The organism is Streptomyces sp. bgisy159 (assembly GCF_057707805.1).
In genome coordinates this window covers 124,800-147,763 of the sequence record NZ_JBYIQX010000010.1, presented here as the reverse complement: position 1 = coordinate 147,763, position 22,964 = coordinate 124,800, and the positions used below count along the sequence as shown (strand labels likewise).

Sequence of the window (22,964 nt, the reverse complement as noted above, 5' to 3'; positions counted from 1 at the left end):
TACCGCCCGAGTCCTGGTCGAGGCCCTGAACTCATCCGCGGAGTAGGCTCGATGGTGATCGATCGTCTGATGGCTTGGAGGAAGTACCCATGACGAAGGGCCCGTTCGTCGCCATGGCAGCCGCGACCACGGCGCTGGGGACCGTACTCGGTTCCCTGGCGCTCCAGTTGCGGGCACACGGCTATGAGCAGTACGTCGACTCCGTGGCCACCTTCAGCGTCCTGATGTACGTCACCGCGGCCCTGGTCGTGGTGACGTGGGTCCGAGACGGCCGACCGCACGCGAACTGAGGGCGCCGCCGGCCCGCCGGGGGTCGGCGGATCTTCGGCGGGACCGTGCTCTTGGGGGTTCGGCGAATCCTCTCGGGGGCGCCGTGCCCGCCCGGAGGTTCAGCTGCCCTCCGGCGGCGCCGTGCTCGCGCGTTGGACCAGGCGGGTCGAGAGTTCGGTACGGGTTCCCTCGGGGTGTTCGCCGTCCATCATGCGCACCAGCAGCCGCAGCGCCGTGGCCGCCATCTCGGCCAGCGGCTGCCGGACGGTGGTCAGCGGTGGACCCGCCCAACGGGACTCGGGAAGGTCGTCGAAACCGACCACGCTGATGTCGCCGGGCACGCTCAACCCCCGCTCCGCCACCGCCCCGTACACTCCGAGGGCCATCCGGTCCGAGCAGACGAACACCGCCGTCGGCGGGTCGGGCAGGTCGAGCAGTTCACGCATGCGGCGGCGGGCCACCGCCTCCTCGAACGCGCCGTAGCGGACGTACTCGGGCCGCAGAGGCAGACCCGCCGAGGCGAGCGCGGAACGGTAGCCGGCCACTCGGGCACCACTGCACATACGCCGGCGCAGCCCGGCGATCACCGCTATCCGCTCGTGGCCGAGGCCGATCAGGTGCTCGGTCGCGGTCACTCCGCCCTGCCAGTTGGCCGCGCCCACCGACACCACGCCGGACGGCGGCTCCGCCGCGGGGTCGATCATCACGAACGGGATGCGGTGCTGTGCCAGCCACGCGTACTGCGACTCCGACAGTTCGGCCAGGTTGAACAGAACCCCGGCCGAGCCGCGCGTGGTGAGCTTGTCCAGCCAGCCGCGCCGCGGCCGGTCGCCCTTGGTGCGGGCGAGGCCGGCGGAGACCACCACGTCCAGTCCGGCGTCGTGCGCGGCGGCCTCCACGCCGTGCAGCACCGCTCCTGACCAGGAACTCTCCAGTGAGTGCACGACCAGGTCGACCAGCCGGGGCGGCTTCGACGCGTCGAACCGCGGCCTGCGGACGTAACCCAGCCGCTCCAGCGCCTCCGTGACCCGGCGCCGGGTCTCCGGGGCCACGTCCTCACGGCCATTGACGACTTTGGACGCGGTGGGTACGGACACGCCGGCCTCGCGGGCGACGACCGCCAGCGTGGGTCCGGCCGTCGTGCTCGTACTCCCCGTGCGGCCCATCGGGAACCACCTCTCCGGCCCGCCCGAGGGCCAGCGAAAGCTCGACCAGCGCTGATGTCGCGACCGGGCGCATGTCGCCGGTCGACAGAAAGCGCTTGCTATCCTAAGGCGGTGTCAGCGCGGCGGGAAGACACCCGCCCTTGCCGGACCTTGAGGCCGGGAACTGCCGTCCCCTGGTGGGGAGGCGTGGGCAGGGGGGTGGGGGCGCGGTGCCGGATTCGGGGCGCGGGCCGCGGTGGGCAGGGCGGTGCGAGGGGGGCGGGGCGCGCCGTCACGCCATCCGGGCCAGGTCCGCGAGGCGCACCTGATGGGCCAGCGGAGCGCCCGCGGCCAGCCGCTCGGCCTCCTCGACGACGATCCTGCCGAGACGCTCCAGCTCGTTGCCGAGTGAACCCGCGATGTGGGGGGTGAGGAAGACGTTGGGCAGTGCGTAGAGCGGGGAGTCGGCGGGCAGCGGCTCGGGCTCGGTGACGTCCAGCACGGCGCGCAGCCGCCCCGAGACCAGCTCGGCGGTGAGCGCGTCGGGGTCGATCAGGGCGCCGCGCGAGGTGTTGATCAGCACGCCGCCGTCCCGGATGAGGGCGAGCCGCCCGGCGTCGAGCATGCGGTACGTCTCGGGGATGTCGGGGGCGTGCAGGCTCACGATGTCGCTCCGTCGCAGCAACTCCTCCAGCGACACCGCCTCGGCGCCCAGCCCGACGGCCTCGGCGGGGGTCACGTACGGGTCGTGCAGGAGAACCGTGAAGTCGAACGGGCGCAGCAGTTCGAGCAGCCGACGGCCCACGCGGGACGCGCCGACGACCCCGACGCGGCGGCCGACGTTGCCGGTCGCGGCGGTGTCGGCGGGGGTCGGGCAGGCGTGCGTGGCGCGGAAGCGCTCGCGGTGCGTGAAGACGTCCTTCCCGGCGAGCAGGATCATGGCGAGGGTGTACTCGGCGACCGGCAGCGCGTTGCCGGTGACCGCGCTGGAGACGGCGACACCGCGCTGCCACAGGGCCTCCCCGACGAGCGAGCGGACCGAGCCCGCCGCGTGGAGCACGGTGCGCAGCCGGGGCGCCGCTGCGAGGACGCCCGCGTCCAGTGGGGGGCAGCCCCAGCCGGTGATCAGGACGTCCGCGTCGGCCAGCGCGCCGGCCACCGCCGGGGCGGCGAAGTCCCGTACGACGAGCTCCGGGTCGATGGCGGACGCCTGCCGCAACCGGGCCATCAAAGGCGCGGGGAAGAGCAGGGGCAGGTGCACCGGATCCATCGCGAACACGGCCCTCGGAGGCTGGGGGTGGGGCATGACCCTCCTGACGCGGGGGTGACGGGAACCGTCTTGGGGAGAAAGCGCATTCTAAAGTAGCTCGGTGGTGGCGGGAAGCGCCGGTCGCTGCGGGGCTGCGGGGCTGCGGGGCTGCGGGGGTCGCGGGGGCGTGCGAGATGTCTTATGCGGGTGGTCGGGATTCGGCATACGACATACGACATACGGCGAACGGCATGCTGAATGCGAAAGACGGCATGCGGCATGCGGCATGCGGTGTCGTGCCCACACCGACGCACGGGAGGTGACGGCCGACGCATCTGAAGGAGCCGCTGTACGCCGAACGGCCTCGTGCCGAGCCGGCGGGCCGGAATACCGGCTGCGGATGTGGTGCTGTGGGTATACGCGGTGCACGAGCGCGGTGAAGGGCTGGTGGGCGCATGACGGCGGACCAGACGGACCACCCCGGGGGACCTGCGGCAGTCCCGGGTGTGAACCCGGGCGCGGCCCCCGTGGTAGACACCCCGTACGGGGCCGTGCGCGGCCGGTACGAGCGCGGCGTCGCGGTCTTCAGGGGGATTCCCTACGCGGCACCCCCGTTCGGTCCGCGCCGGTTCCGGCCGCCGGTGCCGCCCGACCCCTGGGACGGCGTGCGCGACGCCGGCTCCTTCGGCCCCACGGCGCCCAAACCGCCGTACTCCGAGGCCTTCGACAAGTACCTCTCCGACCCGGTGGTGCCGGGCGACGGATGTCTCAACCTCAACGTGTGGACCCCGGAGCCGGGGCCCGCTGCCCGGCTCCCGGTCCTGGTGTGGCTCCACGGCGGCGCCCTGACCAGGGGATCCTCGGCCGTCCCGGTCTACGACGGCCACGCCTTCGCCCGGGACGGCGTGGTGTGCGTCTCGGTCAACTACCGGCTGGGCGTCGAGGGCTACGGCCTTTTCCCGGACGCCCCGCCCAACTCCGGCCTGCGCGACCAGCTCGCCGCCCTGGAATGGGTCCACCGGTCGATCGCGGCCTTCGGCGGCGACCCCGACCGCGTCACCCTCGCCGGGCAGTCCGCGGGCGCCATCAGTATCGGCGCCCTGATCGCGGCGCCCCCGGCCCAGGGCCTGTTCCGCCGGGCCGTACTGCAGAGCGGTCCGCCCGAAGCCTCCGAACGGGACAAGGTGCGCCGCATGGTCCGCCGGATGGCCGCCCGGCTGAAGGTGCCCGCCACCGCCGAGGCGTTCGCCGCCGTCGACCGCGCGTTGCTGCTGCGCGCCCAGACCGAGGTCGGCAGACTCAGCAGCCCCGTCCTGGGCGGCCCCGCCTTCGGCATCGTCGTCGACGGCGACCTCGTCCCGCGCAACCCGCTGGAGGCACTGATCGAGGGGGCCGTGGCACGTGACACCGAGTTGCTGATGGGCTGGACCCGCGATGAGTACCGGCTCTGGCTGGTCCCCGGCGGACTGCTGGAACGCGTCGACCGGCTCGGCCCGGTCGCCGTGGCCGGTGCCATGGCCCGCTGCCACTGCGGGCACGAGGTGCCGCGCGGCTACCGTGCGCTGCAGCCGCGTGCCGGCACAGCCGAGATCATCGGGCAGATGGTCACCGACCACCTCCTGCGCCGACCGCTGCGACGGCTGGCCGACGCCCGGCCCGGCAGCTCGTGGCTCTACGAATTCGCCTGGCCGTCCCTGCTCCCCGGCCTCGGCGCCTGCCACGCCCTCGAACTCGGTTTCGTCTTCGACACCGGCGAGGTCCCCGAGTCCACGAAGCTCGCGGGCCGGGGCGCACCGCAGGAGCTGGCGGAGGCGATGCACGGGGCGTGGGTGCGGTTCGCGGAGACCGGAGATCCGGGGTGGGAGGCGTGGGACGCCCGGCATCCGGTGCGGGTGTTCGGGGATGCGGCCGGTCTCGGTGGGCCCGACCTCGACGGAGCCGGACTTGAGAAGACAGGCTCTGAGGAGATCGGCCTCGTCGGGGGCGGCTTGGGTGAGGGTGGCCTTCGTGCGGTCGGCCTCGGTGGGGACGGTCGTGAGGGAACCGGACTCGGTAAGGCCGGCCACGATGCCACCGACGGCGGTGGAGCCTACCGCGATGTCACCCAGCGTGATGGAGTCGACCTCGCTGGAGCCGAGCTCGGTGGGGCCGGCCTCGGTGGTCCGGATCGCAGCGGGGACGGAGAAGGTGGGCGGTACGCGGGCGACGGCGAGCGGTATACCACCTGTCGCAGACCGTATACCGCATACGGTCTGCGAGATGCCGAACTGAGCCTGTGGACCGCCGCCGAGTCGCCGACGACGCCACCCGGCACCGGCAGTGGCGACCCGGCGACGGTCGCCCCGTCACCGACGGACGCCGTCCCGGCGGCGGAGGCGACGGCGTCGGAGGCTGCCGTGGCAGAGATCGAGGGAATCGCCCCACCCGACGCGGCCCCCACCGAACCCGGGGGCGCCATGCGTTCCCTGGAACTGCGGGCCGCGGTGCGCCGACTGCGCCGGGCCACCGGGACCCGGCGCCGCTGACGGGTCAGCGGGCCCGAAGCGACAGCGCTCGCTCGGCAGGGATCGATCCTGGCAGAGGCAGAGGCAGAGGCAGAGGCAGAGGCAGAGGCAGAGGCAGAGGCAGAGGCAGAGGCAGAGGCAGAGGCAGAGGCAGAGGCAGAGGCAGCCGCGCTCGCAAGGGGCCCCGACACGAGGCGATGACCCTCGGTGGGCCGTCAGTCCCTGCGGGCGGGCCGCAGGCCCCGGGCGATGGCGGCGACCGCCTCGGGCCCCACCCGGCAGCAGCCCCCGATCAGCCGGGCTCCGGCCTGTTCCCAGCCGCGCACCTGCTCCGGGGAGAAGGTGGCGCGGCCTGTCCAGGCGCGGGCCCGGGCGTCCCAGCCCTCGCCGCTGTTGGGGTAGACCACCACGGGCTTCCCGGTCACTCGCCGGGCGGCCGCCACAGCCGCGTCCACGTCCTGTGGGGCGCAGCAGTTCACCCCGACCGCGATCACCTCGTCGGCGTCGGCGGCCGGCGCGAACGCTTCCTCGAGCGGCTGACCGGCCCGAGTCCGGCGACCGTCGACGGTATACGAAAGCCAGGCGGGTGTATTCAGTCCACGGACCGCCCGCAGCAGTGCTCGCGCCTCCTCCACGTCCGGCACCGTCTCCAGCGCCAGCACGTCCGGCCCGGCGGCGGCCAGCACCTCCAGCCGGGGGCGATGGAACCCCTCCAGTTCGGCCACGCTCAGCCCGTACCGGCCCCGGTACTCGGAGCCGTCCGCGAGCATCGCACCGTACGGCCCGGCCGACGCTGCGACCCACAGCGGGCGCGTCACGCCGCGGGCGTACGCCTGCCCGGCCGCCGCCCTCGCCAGCTCCACGCTGCGGCGCAGCAGCCCGGCGGCCTCCGCACGGCCGGTCCCGCGCCGCGCGAAGCCCTCGAAGGTCGCCTGGTAGCTGGCGGTGGTCGCCACGCTCGCCCCCGCCAGGAAGTAGGCGAGATGTGCCTCGGTGATCGCCTCCGGCGTGTCCGCGAGCAACCGTGCCGACCACAGCTCGTCGCTCAGGTCGTGCCCGGCGGCTTCCAGCTGGTTCGACATACCGCCGTCGAGTACAACGGCCCCGGCGCCGATCGCCTCGGCGAGGGAGGGGCGGACGGGAATGCGGCTGGTCATGCGACGACGTTAGCCGACGGGGAGCTGAGGTCCCGCGGCCACTGGCGGCCCCTCCACGGTCGGACTCCCTCGCGACGCCACGCCTGCCCTCACCCCCGAGACCGATCGGCTCAGCCCTCGGCCCGCCCCCGCCCGTGCCCCCGCCCGTCACGACGCGCAGGCCGGGTGCCGCTCCGCCCCGGCCGTCGTCGGCCGTTGCCGCTGGTCCGCAGGGTCGCCGGGACGACCAGTCCGCCCAGCATGCCGAGCGCCAGGACGTACGGCCACCATCCGAATTGCTCGCTCCCGGCCGAGCCCGCCCCCTGTGTCGCCGGGAAGCCCGCGCCCGCGGAGCCGGGCCCGTGCCGGAGGCCGGTGGGGGTGTCGGTGACGGCGGTCAGTACCACGTCGTTGCCGTCGCCGCCCCGGTAGCTGATCCGGTACACGGCGCCGGCGAGCCGCACCTCCGCCCCCTCGGGCAGTCCGTCGAAGGTGCCGGTGGTGGCGGCGGTGCCGGCATGGTCGAGGACGGTGACCGGGGGACGGGCGGTGGGCGAGGTCGCGGAGGTGGAAGCGGAGCCGTGGGCGGACGCGGTACTGCCGGAGGACGCGGTACTGCCGGCGGACGCGGTGGTAGCGGCGGGGGCGGCCGCCGGCAGGTCGAGCCCCCCGGCCAGCCGTGCCTTGCCCCGCACCCGCAACGGCACTCCGCTGAACCGCAGTTGACCGCTGGCGGTTTGCGTGTAGTCACCGGTCACCGTCAACCCGCCGTTCACCACACCCTCGTTGGCCACCCCGCCCAGTACGCTGCCCACTCCGCTGAGCGAGCTGGTGACCCGTAGTGCCCTACCGCCGGTGTCCAGTCGCGCGCCGGGCGAAGTGAGCTCGATCGCCCTGGTGTTGGCGAGCGTGGCGCCGTCGCGCAGAGCCAGAGTCCCCTTCTCGACCGTCGTCGTGCCGGTGTACGTCACCGCCGCGCCGGACAGCGTCGTCGTCGCCGTTCCGGATTGCACGAACGACCCGGAGCCGCCGACCCGGGACAGCGTCGCGGGTGTGGAACGGTTCTGCGCCACCAGGGTGCCGTTGTTCACCACGCGGCGGCGGTCGGTGCCCATCAGCAGCGAGCCGTCGCCCCGTTCGGAGCCGAGCCGCAGCACCGCGCCCTTCTCCACGGTCGTGGAGCCGTCGTAGTACTGGGCGGCGGCGAACGTCACGTCGTTGCCGGGCGTACCGGCGATCAGGACGTCCCCGGCGCCGGGAGCGGAGAGCGTGTCGTGGAAGACGCCCCCGCCGATGGGGGCGCCCAGGGTCACCGGTCCGTCGTAGTCCAAGGTCAGCTTCGAGCGTGTGCGGGCGGCCAGCAGGTTTATGTATACGGTCTCCGCCGTGCCCGGCATGAAGATGCGGTGTGTGGAGCCGTCGCCCCAGTGGACGTCAGCACCCTTGATGTTGATGCCGCGCTTGTTGACGTGCTTGGGCGCGGGCGTCCAGTTCAGGGCCGGGTCGCTGAGCGAGGGGTCGGTGTCGCCGCCCCGGTCCGACCAGCTGTACTGGCCGGTGAGGATCACCTTCCCGCCGGGCCGCGACTGGATGTTGATGTCGCTGCCGTACTCGCGCTGGTAGAAGTCCATACCCATGGTGACGGTCTGGCCGAGCGGGGTGTCCACGGTCCAGGTGCCCTGGTTGAGGACCTTGCGCACGCCGGGCAGCGAGGTCGCGAACTCCGGCCGCCCCGCGTTGACCTGCGTGCCGTTGTCGATCACTCCGGTGAAGGGGTGGGCCCCGGACAGGTCCCAGGTGCCCCAGAGGAACCGCGGCTGGGTGATCAGCCCGGAGCCGGTGATGGTCCCCAGGTTGTAGGCGCTCTTCAGGGCCAGCCGCAGGGTGCCGTCGACGCGGATGTTGTCCTGGTTGAGGTGGAACGCGGGGGTGTCGTAAGGGAAGTGGCCGATCAGCCCGGTCGTACCGCCGTCGCCGTACTGGAGCGTCGCGCCGCGCTCGACGATGACGGCGGGCGGGTCGGGGGCGGTCGTGGTGACGTACGGGTGGTTGCCGCCGCGGATCCGCACGCTCTGGTGCCGCCGTGACGGCGGCAGGGTGAAGTCACTGTCCTTGAGGAGGACCAGGGCGCCGGTGCCGCGCACGGTGAGCGTGCCCTCGCCGCGGAACACCCCTGCGTACGTCGTCGTCCCGGGTGGCAGGCTGACGACCGTGTCGCCGGTGAGGGTGACGTCGCGGCCCGCGAGCACGTCTTCGGTGACGTCACGGGGGCCCGCCGCCCACGCCGGGGGAGCGGTGAGGGTGAGGCCGACGGCCGTGGCCAGCGCGCCGACGGCCGCCGCTGTCTTCTGGGTGAGGCTGTGCACGCCCTGGGAGACGCGCGGGCGACCGGCCGATAACAGAAATTCGACGACTGTTCCCTCCGCCCGGGGCAGCCGTGTCCCCCGTGCGGTGAAAGCGCTGTCTGTCAATCACGTCGGACCCGTTGACCTCCCCCTGGCGCACCCTTACCTTTTCGGCGTTCGTAATGGCAGATGGTGTCCGTGATCTCGAACGAACGAAGGAAAGGCAGCCCCCCATGAGCCGCGAGGACGACCTGCCCGAGCTCCCCCACACCCCCACCCGACGCGTGATGCTGAAGGGCGCCCTGGCCGCGGGCGCTCTCGCCGCCGTGACCTCGGCAGAGGCGAGCGCCGCCCCCGACCACCGGAAGGCGGCGCCCTACCTGAACCCGCTCGTCCCCCACCGCGCCGACCCGCACATCCACCGGCACACCGACGGCCACTACTACTTCACCGCCACGGCACCGGAGTACGACCGGATCATCCTGCGCCGCTCCCGCACCCTGAACGGCCTGTCCACGGCCACCGAGTCGGTGATCTGGCGCGCCCACCCGACCGGGGACATGGGCGCGCACATCTGGGCGCCGGAACTGCACCGGATCGACGGCAAGTGGTACCTCTACTTCGCCGCCGCGCCCGCCGAGGACGTCTGGCGCATCCGGATCTGGGTGCTGGAGAACTCCCACCCCAACCCGTTCAAGGGCACCTGGATCGAGAAAGGGCAGGTCAAGACCGCGTGGGAGACCTTCTCCCTGGACGCCACCACCTTCACCCACCGCGGAACCCGCTACCTGTGCTGGGCCCAGCACGAGCCCGGCATGGACAACAACACCGCGCTGTGGCTGTCGGAGATGGCGAACCCCTGGACGCTCAAGGGCCCGCAAGTCCGGCTGTCGACCCCTGAATACGACTGGGAGTGCATCGGATACAAGGTGAACGAGGGCCCGTACGCGCTCCGGCGCAACGGCCGGATCTTCCTCACCTACTCGGCCTCCGCCACCGACCACCACTACTGCGTCGGCCTGCTGACCGCCGACGCCGACGGCGACCTGATGGACCCGGCCGCCTGGGCCAAGTCCCCGACCCCCGTCTTCACCGGCAACGACACCACCGGGCAGTACGGCCCCGGCCACAACTGCTTCACCGTCGCCGAGGACGGCCGCACCGACGTCCTCGTCTACCACGCCCGCCCGTACAAGGAGATCGTGGGCGACCCGCTCGACGACCCCAACCGCCACACCCGCATCCAGCGGTTCGGCTGGCACCCGGACGGTACCCCGGACTTCGGCATACCGGTCGCGGACACCATGGCGGGGGACGCCGCGAAGGGACGTGTGTGACATGAGACGTGTGTACGCGGTTCTGGCCGCCCTCTGCCTGGCCCTGGCCGGTGCCCTCGCCGGCGCCGGACCCGCCCAGGCCGCACCCCGGACCGTCCTCAGCGGCACCCAGTTCACCGACACCGCGGGCAGTCCCGTGCACGCACACGGCGGTGGCGTCCTGAAGGTCGGCGCCTACTACTACTGGTTCGGCGAGCACCGCGACGCCGACAACACCTTCCGCTACGTCGACGCCTACCGCTCGACCGACCTGCGCACCTGGGAGTTCCGCAACCACGTCCTGACCCGGGCCGGCAGCCCGGAACTCACCACCGCCAACATCGAGCGGCCCAAGGTCATGTACAACGCCTCCACCGGCAAGTTCGTGATGTGGATGCACAAGGAGAACGGCACGGACTACAGCGAGGCCCGCGCGGCCGTCGCCGTCTCCGACACCGTCGACGGCGACTACACCTGGCGGGGCAGCTTCCGGCCGCTCGGGCAGCACATGTCCCGGGACATCACCATCTTCGTCGACACCGACGGCGCGGGCTACATGGTCTCCGCCGCCCGCGAGAACTACGACCTGCACATCTACCGGCTCACCGCCGACTACACCGGCGTCGCCGGCCTGGTCGCCAACCCGTGGCCCGGCGGCCACCGCGAGGCACCGGCGCTGTTCAAGAGGGGCGGCGTCTACTTCATGCTGACGTCCGGCGCCACCGGCTGGAACCCCAACCAGCAGCGGTACGCCACCGCCACCAGCCTCAGCGGTCCCTGGTCGGCGATGCGTGACGTCGGCGACTCGACGGCATACGGATCGCAGACCGCATACGTTCTGCCGGTGCAGGGATCCGCGGCCACCTCGTATCTCTACCTGGGAGACCGCTGGGGCAACTCCTTCGGCGGAACCGTGAACGACTCCCGCTACGTCTGGCTGCCCCTGACCTTCCCGTCCGCCACCTCCCTCTCGATGTCCTGGGCCCCGGAGATCACCGTCGACACCACCGCGGGGACCGTCACCGGCACCTCCGCCGCCTACCGGACGCTGATTGCACGGCACTCCGGCCGGTGCGCGGACGTCGTCAGCCGGTCGCAGTGGCCCGGGGGCCGGATCAAGCAGTACGACTGCAACGGCGGCGGCAACCAGAGCTTCTGGTTCCGGCCCGTCGACGACGGCTCCTACCAGCTGATGGCCCGTCACAGCTCGCTGTGCGTGCAGGAGAACGCCACCGACGTCACCCAGGAGACCTGCGACGCCTCGGTCACCGCCCAGCAGTGGACGCTCACCACCACCGGCGGGTACGTGAACGTCAGGTCCCGCGCCACCGGGGAGTGCCTGGACGTGAGCGGCGCGTCCACCGCCAACTCCGCCGCGATCATCACCTATGCCTGCAACGGAGGGACCAACCAGCAGTGGACGCGCGGCTCGTGACGCCCCGGCGGTCCGGACGGGGTCTCAGTCCAGAAGGTCTATCGCGTCGATCGCCGTCCCCGCGCTGAGGTAGGACGTCAGCCCCGACCCGCTCACCACGTTGATCCTCAGCTGGTTGTACTGACCGTCCGTGCGCCAGGCGGACGCCGGGATGTCATAGGTGAACGTGTGGTTGTTGCCCCGGTACGAGCCGTTGGTCAGTGACCTGGTGTTCGGCTGGGTGGGCGGGGAGGGGATGGCGGACGTCCAGGTGTCGTTGACGACGATCTGCGGACGGCCGTTGGCGTACGCCGTCGTCACCCCGATGCGCAGCGTGTGCGCGGCGGCGGCCTGGGCGGCGGTCAGCCGGAAGTGGACGACGATGCCGCTGTTGACGTCCTTCCACAGGTAGCACGGGAAGGCGGAGGTCTCGGAACCGCTGCCGATCACCACATTCCCGGTCCACGGCGCGGCTCGCACATCGGAGGGGTGCGCGTACGTCATCAGCTCGGCGTTCTTGAAACCGCGCGGGGTACCGTTCCAGTCGCCGATCCGCCAGATCGCCCGCGCGTGGGAGGGGTCGGCGGCGGGGGAGAGCGCGATGGTGTGGAGCGCGGTCGTCCGACCGGCGGATACCGTCACCTGCATACTGTGGACAGCCAACTCGTCCTTGTAGACGGTCAGCGTGTACGTCCCGGGCAGCACGCCCGCGACCGAGAAGTAGCCGTCCGAGGTGCGCGCCGGGCCCCAGTACTGCGCGTTCGCGTTGGCGAGCCCCACCGTGTACGGGTACGCAGGATCCCGCCCGCTGATGCCGACGCCCGCGACCCTGCCCCGGCCGGTGGCGCCGACGTATCCGGGGATCCCGAGATCGTCCGCCCACGGTGTCGTGAGCGTGCCCGGGAACGGTGCCGAGGAGGGGGCGCCACCGTCGGTGAAGGCGATCACGTACGGGCCCTGGAGGCCGAAGCGCTGGGCCTCGGTCTGGTTCTGGCCGTAGTACAGGATCTCGTACAGGCCGCCGCCGTCGGCGCTCTGGTGGCGCAGCAGCGAGCGGTAGAACGGCCCGCCGGAAGCCTTCTCGTGGTTGCTGCGGACGATCCACAGGCCGACGCCGCCCGCGCTCCAGCCGATGTGGTCGTAGTCCATCACGCGCAGCCGGGAGTAGTGCTTGGAGCGGGTCTGCCCGTCGTTCTTGCGGAACACGTCCGACGCCTCGATGGTGGTGGGCGCGTAGGTGTAGGAGTCCGGCTCGTCGTTGAGGAACATGCCGGGGCGCGTGCGGACGATGAAGCGGGTCGCCGAGACCGAGGTGTCGGCCTTGTGGGTCCACAGGTAGACGTTGTTCTCGCCCTTGCGCGCCGCGTAGTAGTGGCGCAGCGTGCCGTACGCGACCGAGACCAGGATGGTCGATCCGGACTGGCGGATCGTCACCTGCGAGGTGCCGAGACCGGATTCGATGTGCGAGTTCTTGCCGCCGTAGCCCTGGTACTCCGTGCCGCGGTAGACCAGCGAGCTCAGGTCGCCGTTGGACTTGCGGACCTTGAGGACGAGGTCGGCGCCGGTGTCGACGACGTAGTTCGTACCGTCGTCGCGCCAGCCGAAGGAGGCGGTGGAGGCGGCGGTGGCGGCGGTGGCGAGCGGTCCGGTGAGGGCGGCGGAGCCCGCGGTGGCCGCGGTGCCGAGGACGAAGGCACGGCGGCCGACCGGTGCGCCGGGTACGGGGGAGCCGTCGGGGGACGGTGGCGGGGGTGGGGACGACGGTCCGTGCGGGGATGTGGACATGGGGTTCCTCCTTAGGGGAGGTGCGTGGGGAGTGCGGGTGCGAGTATCGGTGCCCGAGGGGCGGCGCGGGCCGGCACGAGTGCGATGCCGTACGAAGACGGCGGCGCCGGCGTCCTCCGGCGCCCCGCGCTCCCGCGCACGGCGGCCGCCCGCTCGCCGGTGGCGGGCGGGTGGCGGCACCCGACGGCGGCCCGGTCCGTCGGGGCAGGCAAGTGCAGGGTGACAGTTGAATCGATTTCGCGAAAGGGCTTTCGAGGAGTGGGTGTCGGAGGTGAGGGGAAATCTGGTCAAGGGGTGGAAAGCGCTTGTGGCAACCGGTACGGTCCCCACCGCCGGGCACTGTAGCCGTGACGGAGGAGCCGGCAAGTGAGACGATTCAACCTCGCCGTGCTGACCGCGGTGAGCATGACCACCGCCCTGACGGCCGTGCCGGCCCACGCCGGTGAGGGCGGCAGGCCTCTCGGCATCGCGAACTGCACCGCCACGGCCTGCCACTTCGACGTCCCGCCCGGCACCTACGACGTGAAGGTGCTCCTCGGCGGCGAGGAGGCCTCCAGCACCAGCATCGCCGGTGAGACCCGACGCGCCCTGCTCCCGGAGACCGCCGCGTCGGCCGGTGGACGCGTCGCCCGCAGCTTCACCGTCGACGTCCGCACACCCGAGGGCGAACCGACCGGAGCCGCCGGGAGCCCCGGCCTGGACCTCACCCTCGCCGGCACCGCTCCCGCGCTCGCCGCGATCAGGGTCACCCCGGCCCGGCACGCCCGCCAGATCTTCCTGGTCGGCGACTCCACGGTCTGCGACCAGCCCGGTGAACCGTATACAGGATGGGGTCAACAGCTGCCGGAATACCTACGGCGAGGACTGTCGGTCGCCAACCACGCCGACTCCGGCGAGAGCACGGTCAGCTACCTCGCCGACCCGCTGCTGTGGGACACCGTCGCACCCAGGATCCGCCCCGGCGACCTCGTCCTGATCCAGCTCGCCCACAACGACAAGCAGACGGACGAGACGACGTACCGGACGAACCTGGAGACACTGGTGGCGGGTGTCCGGGCCGAGGGTGGCCGGCCGGTGCTCGTCACGCCGATCGTGCGCCGCTGGTTCAGCCCCGACGGCACACTCGACAACGACATCGCGCTGCTGGTCAACGGCCTCGGCGTGAACCACCCGGCGGTGATCCGCGCGGTGGCCGCGGCCCGGCACGTACCGCTGATCGATCTCACCGCGAAGACCAAGACGCTGGTGGAGGCTCTCGGCCCGCAGGACTCCAAGGCGCTCTACCTCTACAACGAGAAGCGGGACAACACCCACACCTCCGTGCACGGGGCCACCGTGTTCGCGGGCCTGGTCCGCGACGCGCTGCGTGACCAGCACCTGGTACCCGGGGGGCTGGTGCGGCAATGAGCGCGGCGTGAGCACCCGGGGCCAGGCCACCGGCCCGGTCGACCCCGGGACCGTGCCACGGATGATCCCCGTACGAGACCCTGGGGCGCGCGACCGGAACCGGAGCGCCACGGGCCCCTGCCGGCAGGACCGCCCCTCCCGGCAGGCCCCCCGCCGGGAAGACCGCCCCCCGCCGGAAGGACCGACTCACCCATGCACCTGCCTCCGCCCGCCGCCGACCGTAGCCCGTACACCGGATACACCCGGGCGCACTGGGAGTCGGCCGCCGACGCTCTGCTCGCCGCCGCGGCCCTCTACGCCGACCGGAGCCGGGCGCTCTACCACTTCCCCGGCGACCGCGTGAGCTGGGCCGGCCGGTTGTCCGACGGCCTGGAGGGATACGCGCGGACCCTACTGCTCGCCGCGTTCCGCCGCGACGAGACGGTGCTCGAACGGTACGCCGAGGGCCTCGCCGCCGGCACCGCGGGCGTGTGGCCCCGCATCGAGGACCGCGGCCAGCCGCTGGTGGAAGCCGCCTCCATCGCCCTGGCGCTGCGGCTGACCCGGGAGTCGCTGTGGGACCGGCTGGACGACGCGGTGCGGCAGCGGGCGGCGGCCTGGCTCGCGGACGCGCTCACGGCCGAGGCCTGGCCGTGCAACTGGGAGCTGTTCCCGGTGACGGTCGGCGGGTTCCTGGAGTCGGTCGGATACGAGGCGGCGGCGTCCCGCAAAGCGGTGGAGCGCGGACTGGAGCGGATCGAACGGTGGTATGTCGGCGACGGCTGGTACACCGACGGTGACGGCCGGAAGTTCGACTACTACAACGGCTGGGCGATGCATCTGTATCCGGTGGTGCATGCATGGCTGGCGGACGACAGTGACCTGTTGTCTGTACACGGTCCGCGGTTGTCCGCCCACCTCGCCGACTACGCCCGGCTCTTCGGCGCCGACGGCGCACCGATGCACCAGGGCCGCTCCCTGACGTACCGTTTCGCCACCACGGCCCCGCTCTGGCTCGGCGCGCTGACCGGTCACACCCCACTGTCCCCGGGTGAGACCCGCCGACTGGCCTCGGGTGCGCTCAGGTACTTCCTGGAGCGCGGCGCGGTCGACGACCGGGGCCTGCTCACCCTCGGATGGCACGGCCCTGACGAGCGCGTCCTGCAGGGGTACTCGGGTCCCGCCTCCCCCTACTGGGCCAGCAAGGGCTTCCTCGGCCTCCTGCTGCCGCCCGACCACGAGGTGTGGACGGCCACCGAGGAACCCGGCCCGGCCGAACGCGAGGACGCGGTCACCCCGCTCACCGCGCCCAACTGGCTTTTGCAGACAACCTGTTCGGACGGGCTGGTGCGGCTTCACAACCACGGCAGCGAGGACGTCCGCTACGACCCGTACTACACCCGCCTCGCCTATTCGACCGTGACCACACCCTCGGCGTCGAACGACAACAGCGTGATCGTGGGAGGGGATCCGGGCCGCACGGGGATCGTTCCGCTCGGCGCCGGGACGACGTGGGCGGCTTCCCGGCACACCGCGGCCGGCGGCACCGCCGAGGTCACGACTCTCGTGGTCGCGTCCGGCGCGACCGAGGTACGGGCGCACGTGGTGACGGGCGCGCCCGCCGGGACGCCGGTACGGATCACCGGGTGGGCGCCGGCGGAGGGCGTACGGACTGAGCTGCTGCCGGTGACCGGGATCGGTGCCGAACTCACCGTGGAGACCGACCCGTCGGGCCTCCCCTCCGTGACCGGCCGCACCGGCGAGGCCGTTGCCGTGACCGGCCGCACCGGCGAGGCGTCGGGCGGGGGTGCGGGCGCAGACCCCACCCTCTTCGTCACCCTCGCCCGTCTCACCGCAGAACCGGAACCGGCCCCGCTGGAGCGGACGGTGACGGTGGAGGTGTGCGAGGCGCACGAACTGCACCTGAGCTGGTCCGACGGCGGGCGGGAGTGCCACCGGCTGCCGCTCGGTCCCGGCCGGGAAGGGAAAACCTGTCGCTTTCCGTCCTCGCCCGCCGAAGAATTCCCGGCATGACATCTCGCATCCACCACGCCACCGTCGACTGCGCCGACGCCTACGCCCTCGGCCGGTTCTGGGCCGAGGTACTGGGACAGCCGGTCCACGACGACGACAAGCCGGGCGACCCGGAAGTGCTGATCGAGGGGGCCGGACTGCTCTTCGTCACCGTGCCGGAGGGCAAGACGGTGAAGAACCGTGTTCATTTCGACCTCCAGCCCACCGACCGCACGCGGGAGGAGGAGGTCACCCGCCTCCTCGCCCTCGGCGCCACCCTGGTGGCCGACCGCCGCAACGCCGACGGCACGGGCTGGGCCCTCCTCGCGGACCCCGAGGGCAACGAGTTCTGCGTGGAACGGAGCGCGGCGGAGCGGGGGTGAGGGAGCGGGAGGTGAGGCAGGGCGTGGTTCAGCGCGCTGAAGCAGTAGTCGCCGTGAGGGCGAGGACGTGACGCGAGGCGTCATGGCGGGAGCGAGAGCGGGAATGGGGCCGACGAGCAAGCGACTGTACGGTGTAGCCCGCCGACGTGAGGAAGTCGTGCGTCTCTTCCCCTGTGCCGTGAACCTCGCAGATGATCGCCGGCCGAGCCTCCGCCAGGGTGTCGGCCATCCCTCGAAGGACGCTGAGTTCCGCACCCTCGACATCGATTTTCACCACGTGCGGCAACCTGATCTGACCGTAGCGGACCAGTTTGTCGATGGACCAGCAACGGACAGGAATCGCAGCGCGGGCCCCGGGTGGCGGCGGTAGCGAGTTCAAGCGTGCCCAGAAGGGCTCACGAGCCGGTGCCAGCATGGCCGTGCCGACGCGGTCCGTGATGGCGCACGGCATCACGGACACGTTGAGTGAGCTGGAGATGCGGACGTTGTGGCGGAGAGCCTCCACGTTTCCGGGCAGCGGTTCGAAGGAATACACGCGCCCCTCTGATCCGACTCGTTGGGACCCGAGGACTGTATGGAAGCCGACGTTGGCTCCAATGTCGTAGAACACGTGACCGGGCTGAAGCAGGTCGTGAAGCGTCGCTTGGACATGGGGCTCACTGGTGCCCAGGGCGAAACTCGGTGCAGACCCGCCGGCGTTGAACGGTGTGCCTGAGCAGGCCCCGAAGGGGATGATCACGTCGCGTCGGCGAAGTGGACTTAGCAGTTTTCGCGCCAGGGCGGCTCCACGTGTATCGCCGAACCGTGGACTGACCAGGCCCAGGGCCATCCGGGGTGGTACGAGCCGGACGAACCGCAGGAGCATTCCGCTGTCGGCGGGAACTCGACCGGCTCCGGTCTCGCCGGGCTCATGGTGCCTCCGCGCGCCTTCCGGAGTGGGACGCATGTGACCTCCCTATTCACGTCCAACGTGGCGCCCCGCAGTATCCGCCACACGGAAGCCCATCGCCTGACGGCCTTCAGGTCGAGGGAGCGGCGGGCCCGATAGGCGTTGAGGTATGCCCGGGAGAACGCCCAACGCCCCGCCGGTGCCGCTGCACAGGCCCATCGAGGGGCCGACTCGGGTATGGCACCGCATGCGATCGTAACGAGTGTGATCGCCACGTCGGCGGCGGAGTTGCCGCGGACGGCACCGGACCAGTCGACGGCCAGCCACTCGCCGCTCGCGGGCCGTCGCAAGAGATTGGCCGGGTTGAAGTCACCGTGCAGGAGCCGATTGCCGGTGGGCAGGGTGCGCATGAGCTCGCCGAGGATTTGCCGGGCGCTCCGCGGTAATTGACGGCACGCGATGTGCGAGAGCACGACCTCATGCGCCGTAGGCAGCATCGCGGGTGCTGTCACGTCATGGATTGCCGCGTGGACGGTTCCCATGATGCGGCCGGCCGCCATCACGGACCATGGGGCCGTGCTCATACTGTGCAACAGGTGAGAAGGCTCCAGGCGTTCCATCACCAATCCATAGTGGCCGCCTATGTTGGCGGGTCCGTGTGGCCGGGGTACAGGAGCTCCACGATCCCACGCGGTGACGTGGGCCTTGAACGCCCAGTCGTCAGGACCGCTTCCGCGGCGGCTCACTCGGAAGACGCTGTCAGCGTCCAGGGCGAACACCTGAGCTTCGCTTCCCTGGCCGATGAGGATGCCCGCTGACGACGCGCCAGGTTCTGCGTCGGACCGAGCCAACCGACCGAGGGTGAGTGTCGCGGACGCCGGGTCATCCACGAGACCGCACCGAGGTCAGCCAGTCCGCGCTGGGCAGGTGCGGCAACGTGTCACGATACGGTTCCCATGCCTGATCGGGTTCCGCCGCATCCCGCCAGAGATTCTCGAACACGCGCCTGTAGAGGTGTATCAGGTGCTGCCCCCCGGAGCTGCTCGCGGTGGTGATGACAAGTGAGTTGGAGGCGCCGGACAGCGGTCGGCCTCCAGGGTCGGCGAGTCCGCGATCGTCGTAGGAGTACCAGCCGACCGCCAGGACTTCGTCGGCAAGCAGTCTTCCCCGTAACGAGGCAGTTGCCGAATAGCACTTGAGCTGCAGTCCGATGCTCCGAGCGCGGTCCGCCGGGATACGGTACGCAAGCGCGCGGAGTCCCTCCGCGAGCCGGTAGTCCCGCTGGTAGTCACTGATCGCGGCAGACGGGTGAGCGACAAGGAGCCGTATTTGCTGAGTGCAGCCCTCCTCGCCGAGTTTCGCGAGTAGCGGAAGAGCGCCGAATGCGCTGTATTCCAGCATATCGACTGTCCGGGGCCGCTCACGGACGACATGGGCGATCAGGTACGGCACGGCCTCGTCGTCATTCTTGCAGGCTGTGACCTCGTAATGCTGCACGGCCCGGCCCTGCAACGTGATCTCGAGCAGCATGGTGAGCAGAGTGAGGTCAGCGCCGATCATGACGGCCAGACTGGCGGACAGACTCAGGGCTCCGACCGCCGATGCCACCACCGAGGCGACCGGGGGAAGGACGAGGCAGCCGAGCAGCATACGCCGGACTCTGCGGTTCTCCAGCCGCGACGGCTCTGCAGTACCTGTCATGGCGACTCGGCGTGTTCAATGTCCAGGCGACTGACATCTATGTCGACCACGATGGGGTAGTGGTCGGATATCTGGTCGGTTTCGGCGTTCTTGAGTACCCGGTAGTCGGTGACAATCGCTGCCAAGGGTTCTGTCGCGTAGCAGTAGTCGAGTCGCAGCCGGGGAAAGGAAGGTCCTGGTAGGGGCAGCGGGGTCGGTAAAGTGTGGCCGGTCGAGCCGCGAAGACGCCCCACATCCACCAGGCCTGCGGATTCCAGACATTCAAGGGCGCGAGCATCCACTTTCCCACTGCCATCCGACGCCAGATAGCGGGTTCGGATCCGGAGCTGCGCCTTCGCGAACGTGGACGTGTGATCTGCATGAGGTTCCGGCGAGTTCAGGTCGCCGACGACCAAAGCGGGCTCATCGCCGCGCAACAGCCTTATCAGATGCTCTGCCTCGGCCAGCCGGATTTCTGGAGAGTCCGGACACCAGTGTGCACCCAGGGCGTGCAGTACACCCCCGTTAGGGAGAGGGATTCGAATACTGATCAGGGCATGGAAGAAGTCGGGGCGGCCGAAACGCGCACATGTGGCGCCGAGTTCATGTCGCACAAAGGCGGCGACGTGGTATCCGCTGTCTGCAGTGGAGAGGAATCCGGCCAGTCGCAACCGACGTCCCACGTCGTTGAGGAGGCGGTTGTCCTGCGCGTCGAAGTTGCGGGCTTCCTGGAGGAAGACAAGGTCAGCCTCACAGGACCGGATGATATCGACAGCGCGGCCCAGTCGGTACCGATCGCCATTGTCCTGGCCGCCGTTGAGTAGATTCCAGCTGATGATCCGCATGCGTGGAGCGCCCCCGCATCAGCCCGTTCCTGCAATAGGGAGAATTCTGGATCGATGAGACAGGCCAGTCAACCCTCACGCATCGGACTCCTCCAGCCCATGCGGACGCAGCGTGGCCCTGGCGATGTTGTTCGGCGTGGGGTCGGGCTTCGTGCAGAGGACCTCGCGGGCTTGGTCCGCCGCCCGGGCGGGGCTCTCGCAGACGAAGCCGAGGAATCGGACCATGTTCCGCAGGCGGGTGGAGGCGGGTGGAGGCGGGTGTGGCCGAGCTGAGGACGCCCGCGCCCTGCCGAGCGGTCGCGGCTACCTGTGCTTTGTCGCGGGCGCTGGTCGTCATCGACTGGTGCATGAGGTGGTCGTCGGCGACATAGCGCTCGCCGCGCCGGTCGTCGCGCTCCCGCCGGGCTGACAATCCGTGCGACCACCTCATACAGAGACATCGTCGCCCGCAGAGTGTGAAGGCTTGTCCGTCCCGCTCCAGGTCGGCCCCGGAGTGAGGAACCGGCGGAATGGGCGGCTCCCCGGTCGAGTGGACCGTCGTCTCAGTCCGGGCCTGGCAGGGAGCACGCCCCAGTTCACCGGGAACGGGAGGGGGGTGAGCTGTCCGGTCGTGCGGTCGCGCCGAGCAGGCGGAGCAGGCTGGTGCGGAGGGCGTTCTGGGCGGCCGTGGCGGTGAGCCGGCCGGCGTCCTGTTCCTCGCTCGCGGCGTGGCCGAGTCTGATGGCCGCCGCGACCAGCCAGTTCACGGGGAGCCGGTCGTCGAACTCCCCGCTCTGACGGCCGCGCCGGATGACTCGTTCGATGCGGTCGGCGACGGGCGTATGCCGTTCGCGGTCCTCCTCCGCGCCGACGGGTTGGCTGCCGATCAGCCGCAGCAGTACGGGATAGCGGCCGGTCACTTCCGCACCTGCGTCGAGCATGCGCAGCAGGGTGTCCGCGGCGGAGCCCGTGTCGAGGTCGGCGGCGTCCATGGCGGCGACCGCCTCGTCGGTGATCCGGCCGACGACGGCCTCCAACAGCCTTTCCCGCGACGGGAAGTGGGCGTAGACGGTCGGGCGGGTCACGCCCGCTGCGCCGGCGATCGTCTCCAGACCGGCGTCGGGATCGGCGTTGAGGACCCGGGTCGCGGCGTCAAGGATGGCGGCCCTGCTGCGAAGGGCGTCGGCGCGGCGGTTGCGGGCGGGCGAAGACATCATCTCTTACATGTTGCCAAATTTGTCGAGCGCTGTATATTTTACAGGCTGTAAAAGATCCTGGGTGAGCAGCAGACTGACGGGAGCGACATGCGTCCACGCGGCAAGACACCTGACAGGACGAACGGCAACACGAACGGCGATACAAGCGACCACACACCCGGTGGGACATCCGTCACGACCGACCCCAAGCAGTTCATCGCCGACTTCTTCACCTCGTTCACCGAGGACCTCCTGCGGTCCGACGAGGACGCGGCGCTGATCGTCGACCGCTATCACACCCCGGACATCGTCGAGATCGCCGACGGCCACCGGATGGACCGCGACAAACTCGTCGCGCACACCCGCCCGGTGCGCAAGAACCGGCCCACCATCCGCGTGGAGGTGCACGACGCCGTCGCCGAGGCCGACCGGATCGCCGCCCGCTACACCCTGCACTCGTCGCAGCGCGGCAAGAACCTCGCGGTCGAGGTCTACTTCTTCGGCAGGTTCGCCCCGGACGGCCGGATGCGCCAGGCCCACATGGCCACCCGCATCGTTCCGGCTGCCGACGGCCCCGAGCGGGCGCAGGCGCCGTCATGACCGGAACCGCCTACACCGTCACGGGTATGGCGTGCGGGTGCTGCGCGGCTGCCGTCACCGAGGAACTGGAGCGCATCGCCGGTGTCACCGCCGTGGCGGTGGACGTCGACACCGGTACCGTCGTGGTGACCAGTGACAGGGAACCGAGGACGGCGGACGTGCGTGCGGCGGTCGAGGAGGCCGGCTACGGACTTGCGGCCGCGGACGGGGCCAGGTGACCGGCACGCCGGCCGTGGAAGGGAGGCAGCTCTCATGACCGCCGACAGGTTGCGCCCGGTCGGGCGCGTCGAGTCGTCGCTGACGGACCGCGCCGCGGCGCCCCGGCAGCCCGACGAGGGCGCACCCGAGGCCTGGCTCGTCTTCGACGCCCGGTACGCCCCGGCCCTCGACGGTCTGGCCCCGGGCACCGACGTCCTGCTGCTCACCTGGCTCGACCGTGCCGATCGCGACACGCTCGCCGTGCACCCGCGGGGGGACGCCGCCCGGCCGCTCACCGGCGTATTCGCCACCCGGGCCCCCGACCGGCCCAACCCGATCGGCCTGCACACCGTCCACATCCTCGCCGTCAATGGCACGCGCCTGCACGTCCGCAACCTCGAAGCGCTCGACGGCACCCCGATCCTGGACGTCAAGCCCCTCCTCACCCCGGACCGTTGACCCTCCTCGCGGGCGCTTGAAGATGGCCAGGAGGTGACGGGGATGCGACGGGGCGATGCCATCTGTCTCCGGTCGGTCGTGCGGTGGTTGTACGGGGCATCCGCAGTGGGCACGATGGGGTGATCACTGAGCGCCTGTGCCGCAGGGGGGTTCCGAGCCCCTGGGGGCGCGA

20 protein-coding genes and 1 pseudogene are annotated in these 22,964 nt (G+C 71.1%); 10 read left to right on the top strand and 11 right to left on the bottom strand.

From position 1 onward, the window contains the following. Window positions 1-89 precede the first annotated feature (89 nt). The gene (locus AC3ET3_RS13005; protein ID WP_432135754.1) at window positions 90-290 is read left to right on the top strand and encodes an SCO3870 family protein; all 201 of its coding nucleotides are present in this window, start codon (window positions 90-92) and stop codon (window positions 288-290) included. Window positions 291-389: 99 nt separating this feature from the next. Here AC3ET3_RS13005 and AC3ET3_RS13000 read toward each other — a convergent pair whose 3' ends face one another. Continuing rightward, window positions 390-1,436: a LacI family DNA-binding transcriptional regulator gene (locus AC3ET3_RS13000; protein ID WP_432135753.1), complete on the bottom strand. Its 1,047-nt coding sequence runs from the start codon at window positions 1,434-1,436 to the stop codon at window positions 390-392. Window positions 1,437-1,707: 271 nt separating this feature from the next. Then, complete coding sequence (locus AC3ET3_RS12995) at window positions 1,708-2,721, bottom strand: hydroxyacid dehydrogenase (protein ID WP_432135752.1); 1,014 nt, start codon at window positions 2,719-2,721, stop codon at window positions 1,708-1,710. A 470-nt stretch (window positions 2,722-3,191) separates the two neighbouring features. Between AC3ET3_RS12995 and AC3ET3_RS12990 the strand changes: the two are divergent. After that, window positions 3,192-4,568: pseudogene (locus AC3ET3_RS12990) on the top strand (carboxylesterase/lipase family protein); the annotation flags it as partial. 815 nt (window positions 4,569-5,383) lie between these two features. On the opposite strand, the gene mmuM reads toward AC3ET3_RS12990, so the two are convergent. Then, on the bottom strand, window positions 5,384-6,325 hold the full coding sequence (gene mmuM / locus AC3ET3_RS12985; protein ID WP_432135751.1) for a homocysteine S-methyltransferase: 942 nt from the start codon (window positions 6,323-6,325) through the stop codon (window positions 5,384-5,386). A gap of 110 nt (window positions 6,326-6,435) precedes the next feature. Further along, the gene (locus AC3ET3_RS12980; RefSeq protein ID WP_435612159.1) at window positions 6,436-8,670 is read right to left on the bottom strand and encodes an autotransporter; all 2,235 of its coding nucleotides are present in this window, start codon (window positions 8,668-8,670) and stop codon (window positions 6,436-6,438) included. Between the two features lie 212 nt (window positions 8,671-8,882). Between AC3ET3_RS12980 and AC3ET3_RS12975 the strand changes: the two genes are divergently transcribed. Next, window positions 8,883-9,986, top strand: a complete 1,104-nt coding sequence (locus AC3ET3_RS12975; RefSeq protein ID WP_432135749.1) for a glycoside hydrolase family 43 protein — start codon at window positions 8,883-8,885, stop codon at window positions 9,984-9,986. Window position 9,987: 1 nt separating this feature from the next. Beyond that, window positions 9,988-11,400, top strand: coding sequence for an RICIN domain-containing protein (locus tag AC3ET3_RS12970; RefSeq protein WP_435612158.1), 1,413 nt, complete (start codon window positions 9,988-9,990; stop codon window positions 11,398-11,400). 24 nt (window positions 11,401-11,424) lie between these two features. On the opposite strand, the gene AC3ET3_RS12965 is transcribed toward AC3ET3_RS12970, so the two are convergent. Next, the gene (locus AC3ET3_RS12965; RefSeq protein ID WP_435612157.1) at window positions 11,425-13,164 is read right to left on the bottom strand and encodes a rhamnogalacturonan lyase B N-terminal domain-containing protein; all 1,740 of its coding nucleotides are present in this window, start codon (window positions 13,162-13,164) and stop codon (window positions 11,425-11,427) included. Between the two features lie 366 nt (window positions 13,165-13,530). On the opposite strand from AC3ET3_RS12965, the gene AC3ET3_RS12960 reads away from it, so the two are divergent. The 3 genes from AC3ET3_RS12960 (at window position 13,531) to AC3ET3_RS12950 (ending at window position 16,946) form a co-directional block, all read left to right on the top strand. After that, on the top strand, window positions 13,531-14,571 hold the full coding sequence (locus AC3ET3_RS12960) for a rhamnogalacturonan acetylesterase (RefSeq protein ID WP_435612156.1): 1,041 nt from the start codon (window positions 13,531-13,533) through the stop codon (window positions 14,569-14,571). A gap of 192 nt (window positions 14,572-14,763) precedes the next feature. Then, window positions 14,764-16,584, top strand: a complete 1,821-nt coding sequence (locus AC3ET3_RS12955) for a DUF2264 domain-containing protein (protein WP_435612155.1) — start codon at window positions 14,764-14,766, stop codon at window positions 16,582-16,584. Next, window positions 16,581-16,946 carry a VOC family protein gene (locus AC3ET3_RS12950; RefSeq protein ID WP_435612154.1) on the top strand — a complete coding sequence of 122 codons (366 nt, stop codon included), beginning with the start codon at window positions 16,581-16,583 and terminating at the stop codon, window positions 16,944-16,946. Before AC3ET3_RS12955 ends, AC3ET3_RS12950 begins: the two co-directional genes overlap by 4 nt. 28 nt (window positions 16,947-16,974) lie before the next feature. On the opposite strand, the gene AC3ET3_RS12945 is transcribed toward AC3ET3_RS12950, so the two are convergent. The 6 genes from AC3ET3_RS12945 to AC3ET3_RS12920 form a co-directional block, all read right to left on the bottom strand. After that, window positions 16,975-17,775, bottom strand: coding sequence for an FkbM family methyltransferase (locus AC3ET3_RS12945; RefSeq protein WP_435612153.1), 801 nt, complete (start codon window positions 17,773-17,775; stop codon window positions 16,975-16,977). Beyond that, a complete protein-coding gene (locus AC3ET3_RS12940) occupies window positions 17,706-18,725 on the bottom strand; it encodes a phosphotransferase family protein (protein ID WP_435612152.1) in 1,020 nt (339 codons plus the stop codon). The genes AC3ET3_RS12945 and AC3ET3_RS12940 overlap by 70 nt, the downstream gene beginning before the upstream one ends. Next, the gene (locus AC3ET3_RS12935) at window positions 18,718-19,485 is read right to left on the bottom strand and encodes a hypothetical protein (RefSeq protein ID WP_435612151.1); all 768 of its coding nucleotides are present in this window, start codon (window positions 19,483-19,485) and stop codon (window positions 18,718-18,720) included. The genes AC3ET3_RS12940 and AC3ET3_RS12935 overlap by 8 nt, the downstream gene beginning before the upstream one ends. A gap of 47 nt (window positions 19,486-19,532) precedes the next feature. Continuing rightward, window positions 19,533-20,360 carry an endonuclease/exonuclease/phosphatase family protein gene (locus AC3ET3_RS12930; protein WP_435612150.1) on the bottom strand — a complete coding sequence of 276 codons (828 nt, stop codon included), beginning with the start codon at window positions 20,358-20,360 and terminating at the stop codon, window positions 19,533-19,535. A gap of 75 nt (window positions 20,361-20,435) precedes the next feature. After that, the gene (locus AC3ET3_RS12925; RefSeq protein WP_435612149.1) at window positions 20,436-20,585 is read right to left on the bottom strand and encodes a hypothetical protein; all 150 of its coding nucleotides are present in this window, start codon (window positions 20,583-20,585) and stop codon (window positions 20,436-20,438) included. A gap of 350 nt (window positions 20,586-20,935) precedes the next feature. Continuing rightward, window positions 20,936-21,556, bottom strand: a complete 621-nt coding sequence (locus tag AC3ET3_RS12920) for a TetR/AcrR family transcriptional regulator (protein WP_435612148.1) — start codon at window positions 21,554-21,556, stop codon at window positions 20,936-20,938. An 87-nt stretch (window positions 21,557-21,643) separates the two neighbouring features. Between AC3ET3_RS12920 and AC3ET3_RS12915 the strand changes: the two genes are divergently transcribed. Genes AC3ET3_RS12915 through tsaA form a run of 3 tightly spaced genes read left to right on the top strand, consistent with a single transcriptional unit; the run spans window position 21,644 to window position 22,792 of the window. Then, window positions 21,644-22,135 carry a nuclear transport factor 2 family protein gene (locus AC3ET3_RS12915; protein ID WP_435612147.1) on the top strand — a complete coding sequence of 164 codons (492 nt, stop codon included), beginning with the start codon at window positions 21,644-21,646 and terminating at the stop codon, window positions 22,133-22,135. Then, on the top strand, window positions 22,132-22,353 hold the full coding sequence (locus AC3ET3_RS12910) for a heavy-metal-associated domain-containing protein (protein ID WP_435612146.1): 222 nt from the start codon (window positions 22,132-22,134) through the stop codon (window positions 22,351-22,353). Before AC3ET3_RS12915 ends, AC3ET3_RS12910 begins: the two co-directional genes overlap by 4 nt. A gap of 34 nt (window positions 22,354-22,387) precedes the next feature. Next, window positions 22,388-22,792 (top strand): tRNA (N6-threonylcarbamoyladenosine(37)-N6)-methyltransferase TrmO, encoded by a 405-nt coding sequence (tsaA, locus tag AC3ET3_RS12905; protein ID WP_435612145.1) that lies wholly within the window; start codon window positions 22,388-22,390, stop codon window positions 22,790-22,792. Window positions 22,793-22,964: the final 172 nt, after the last annotated feature.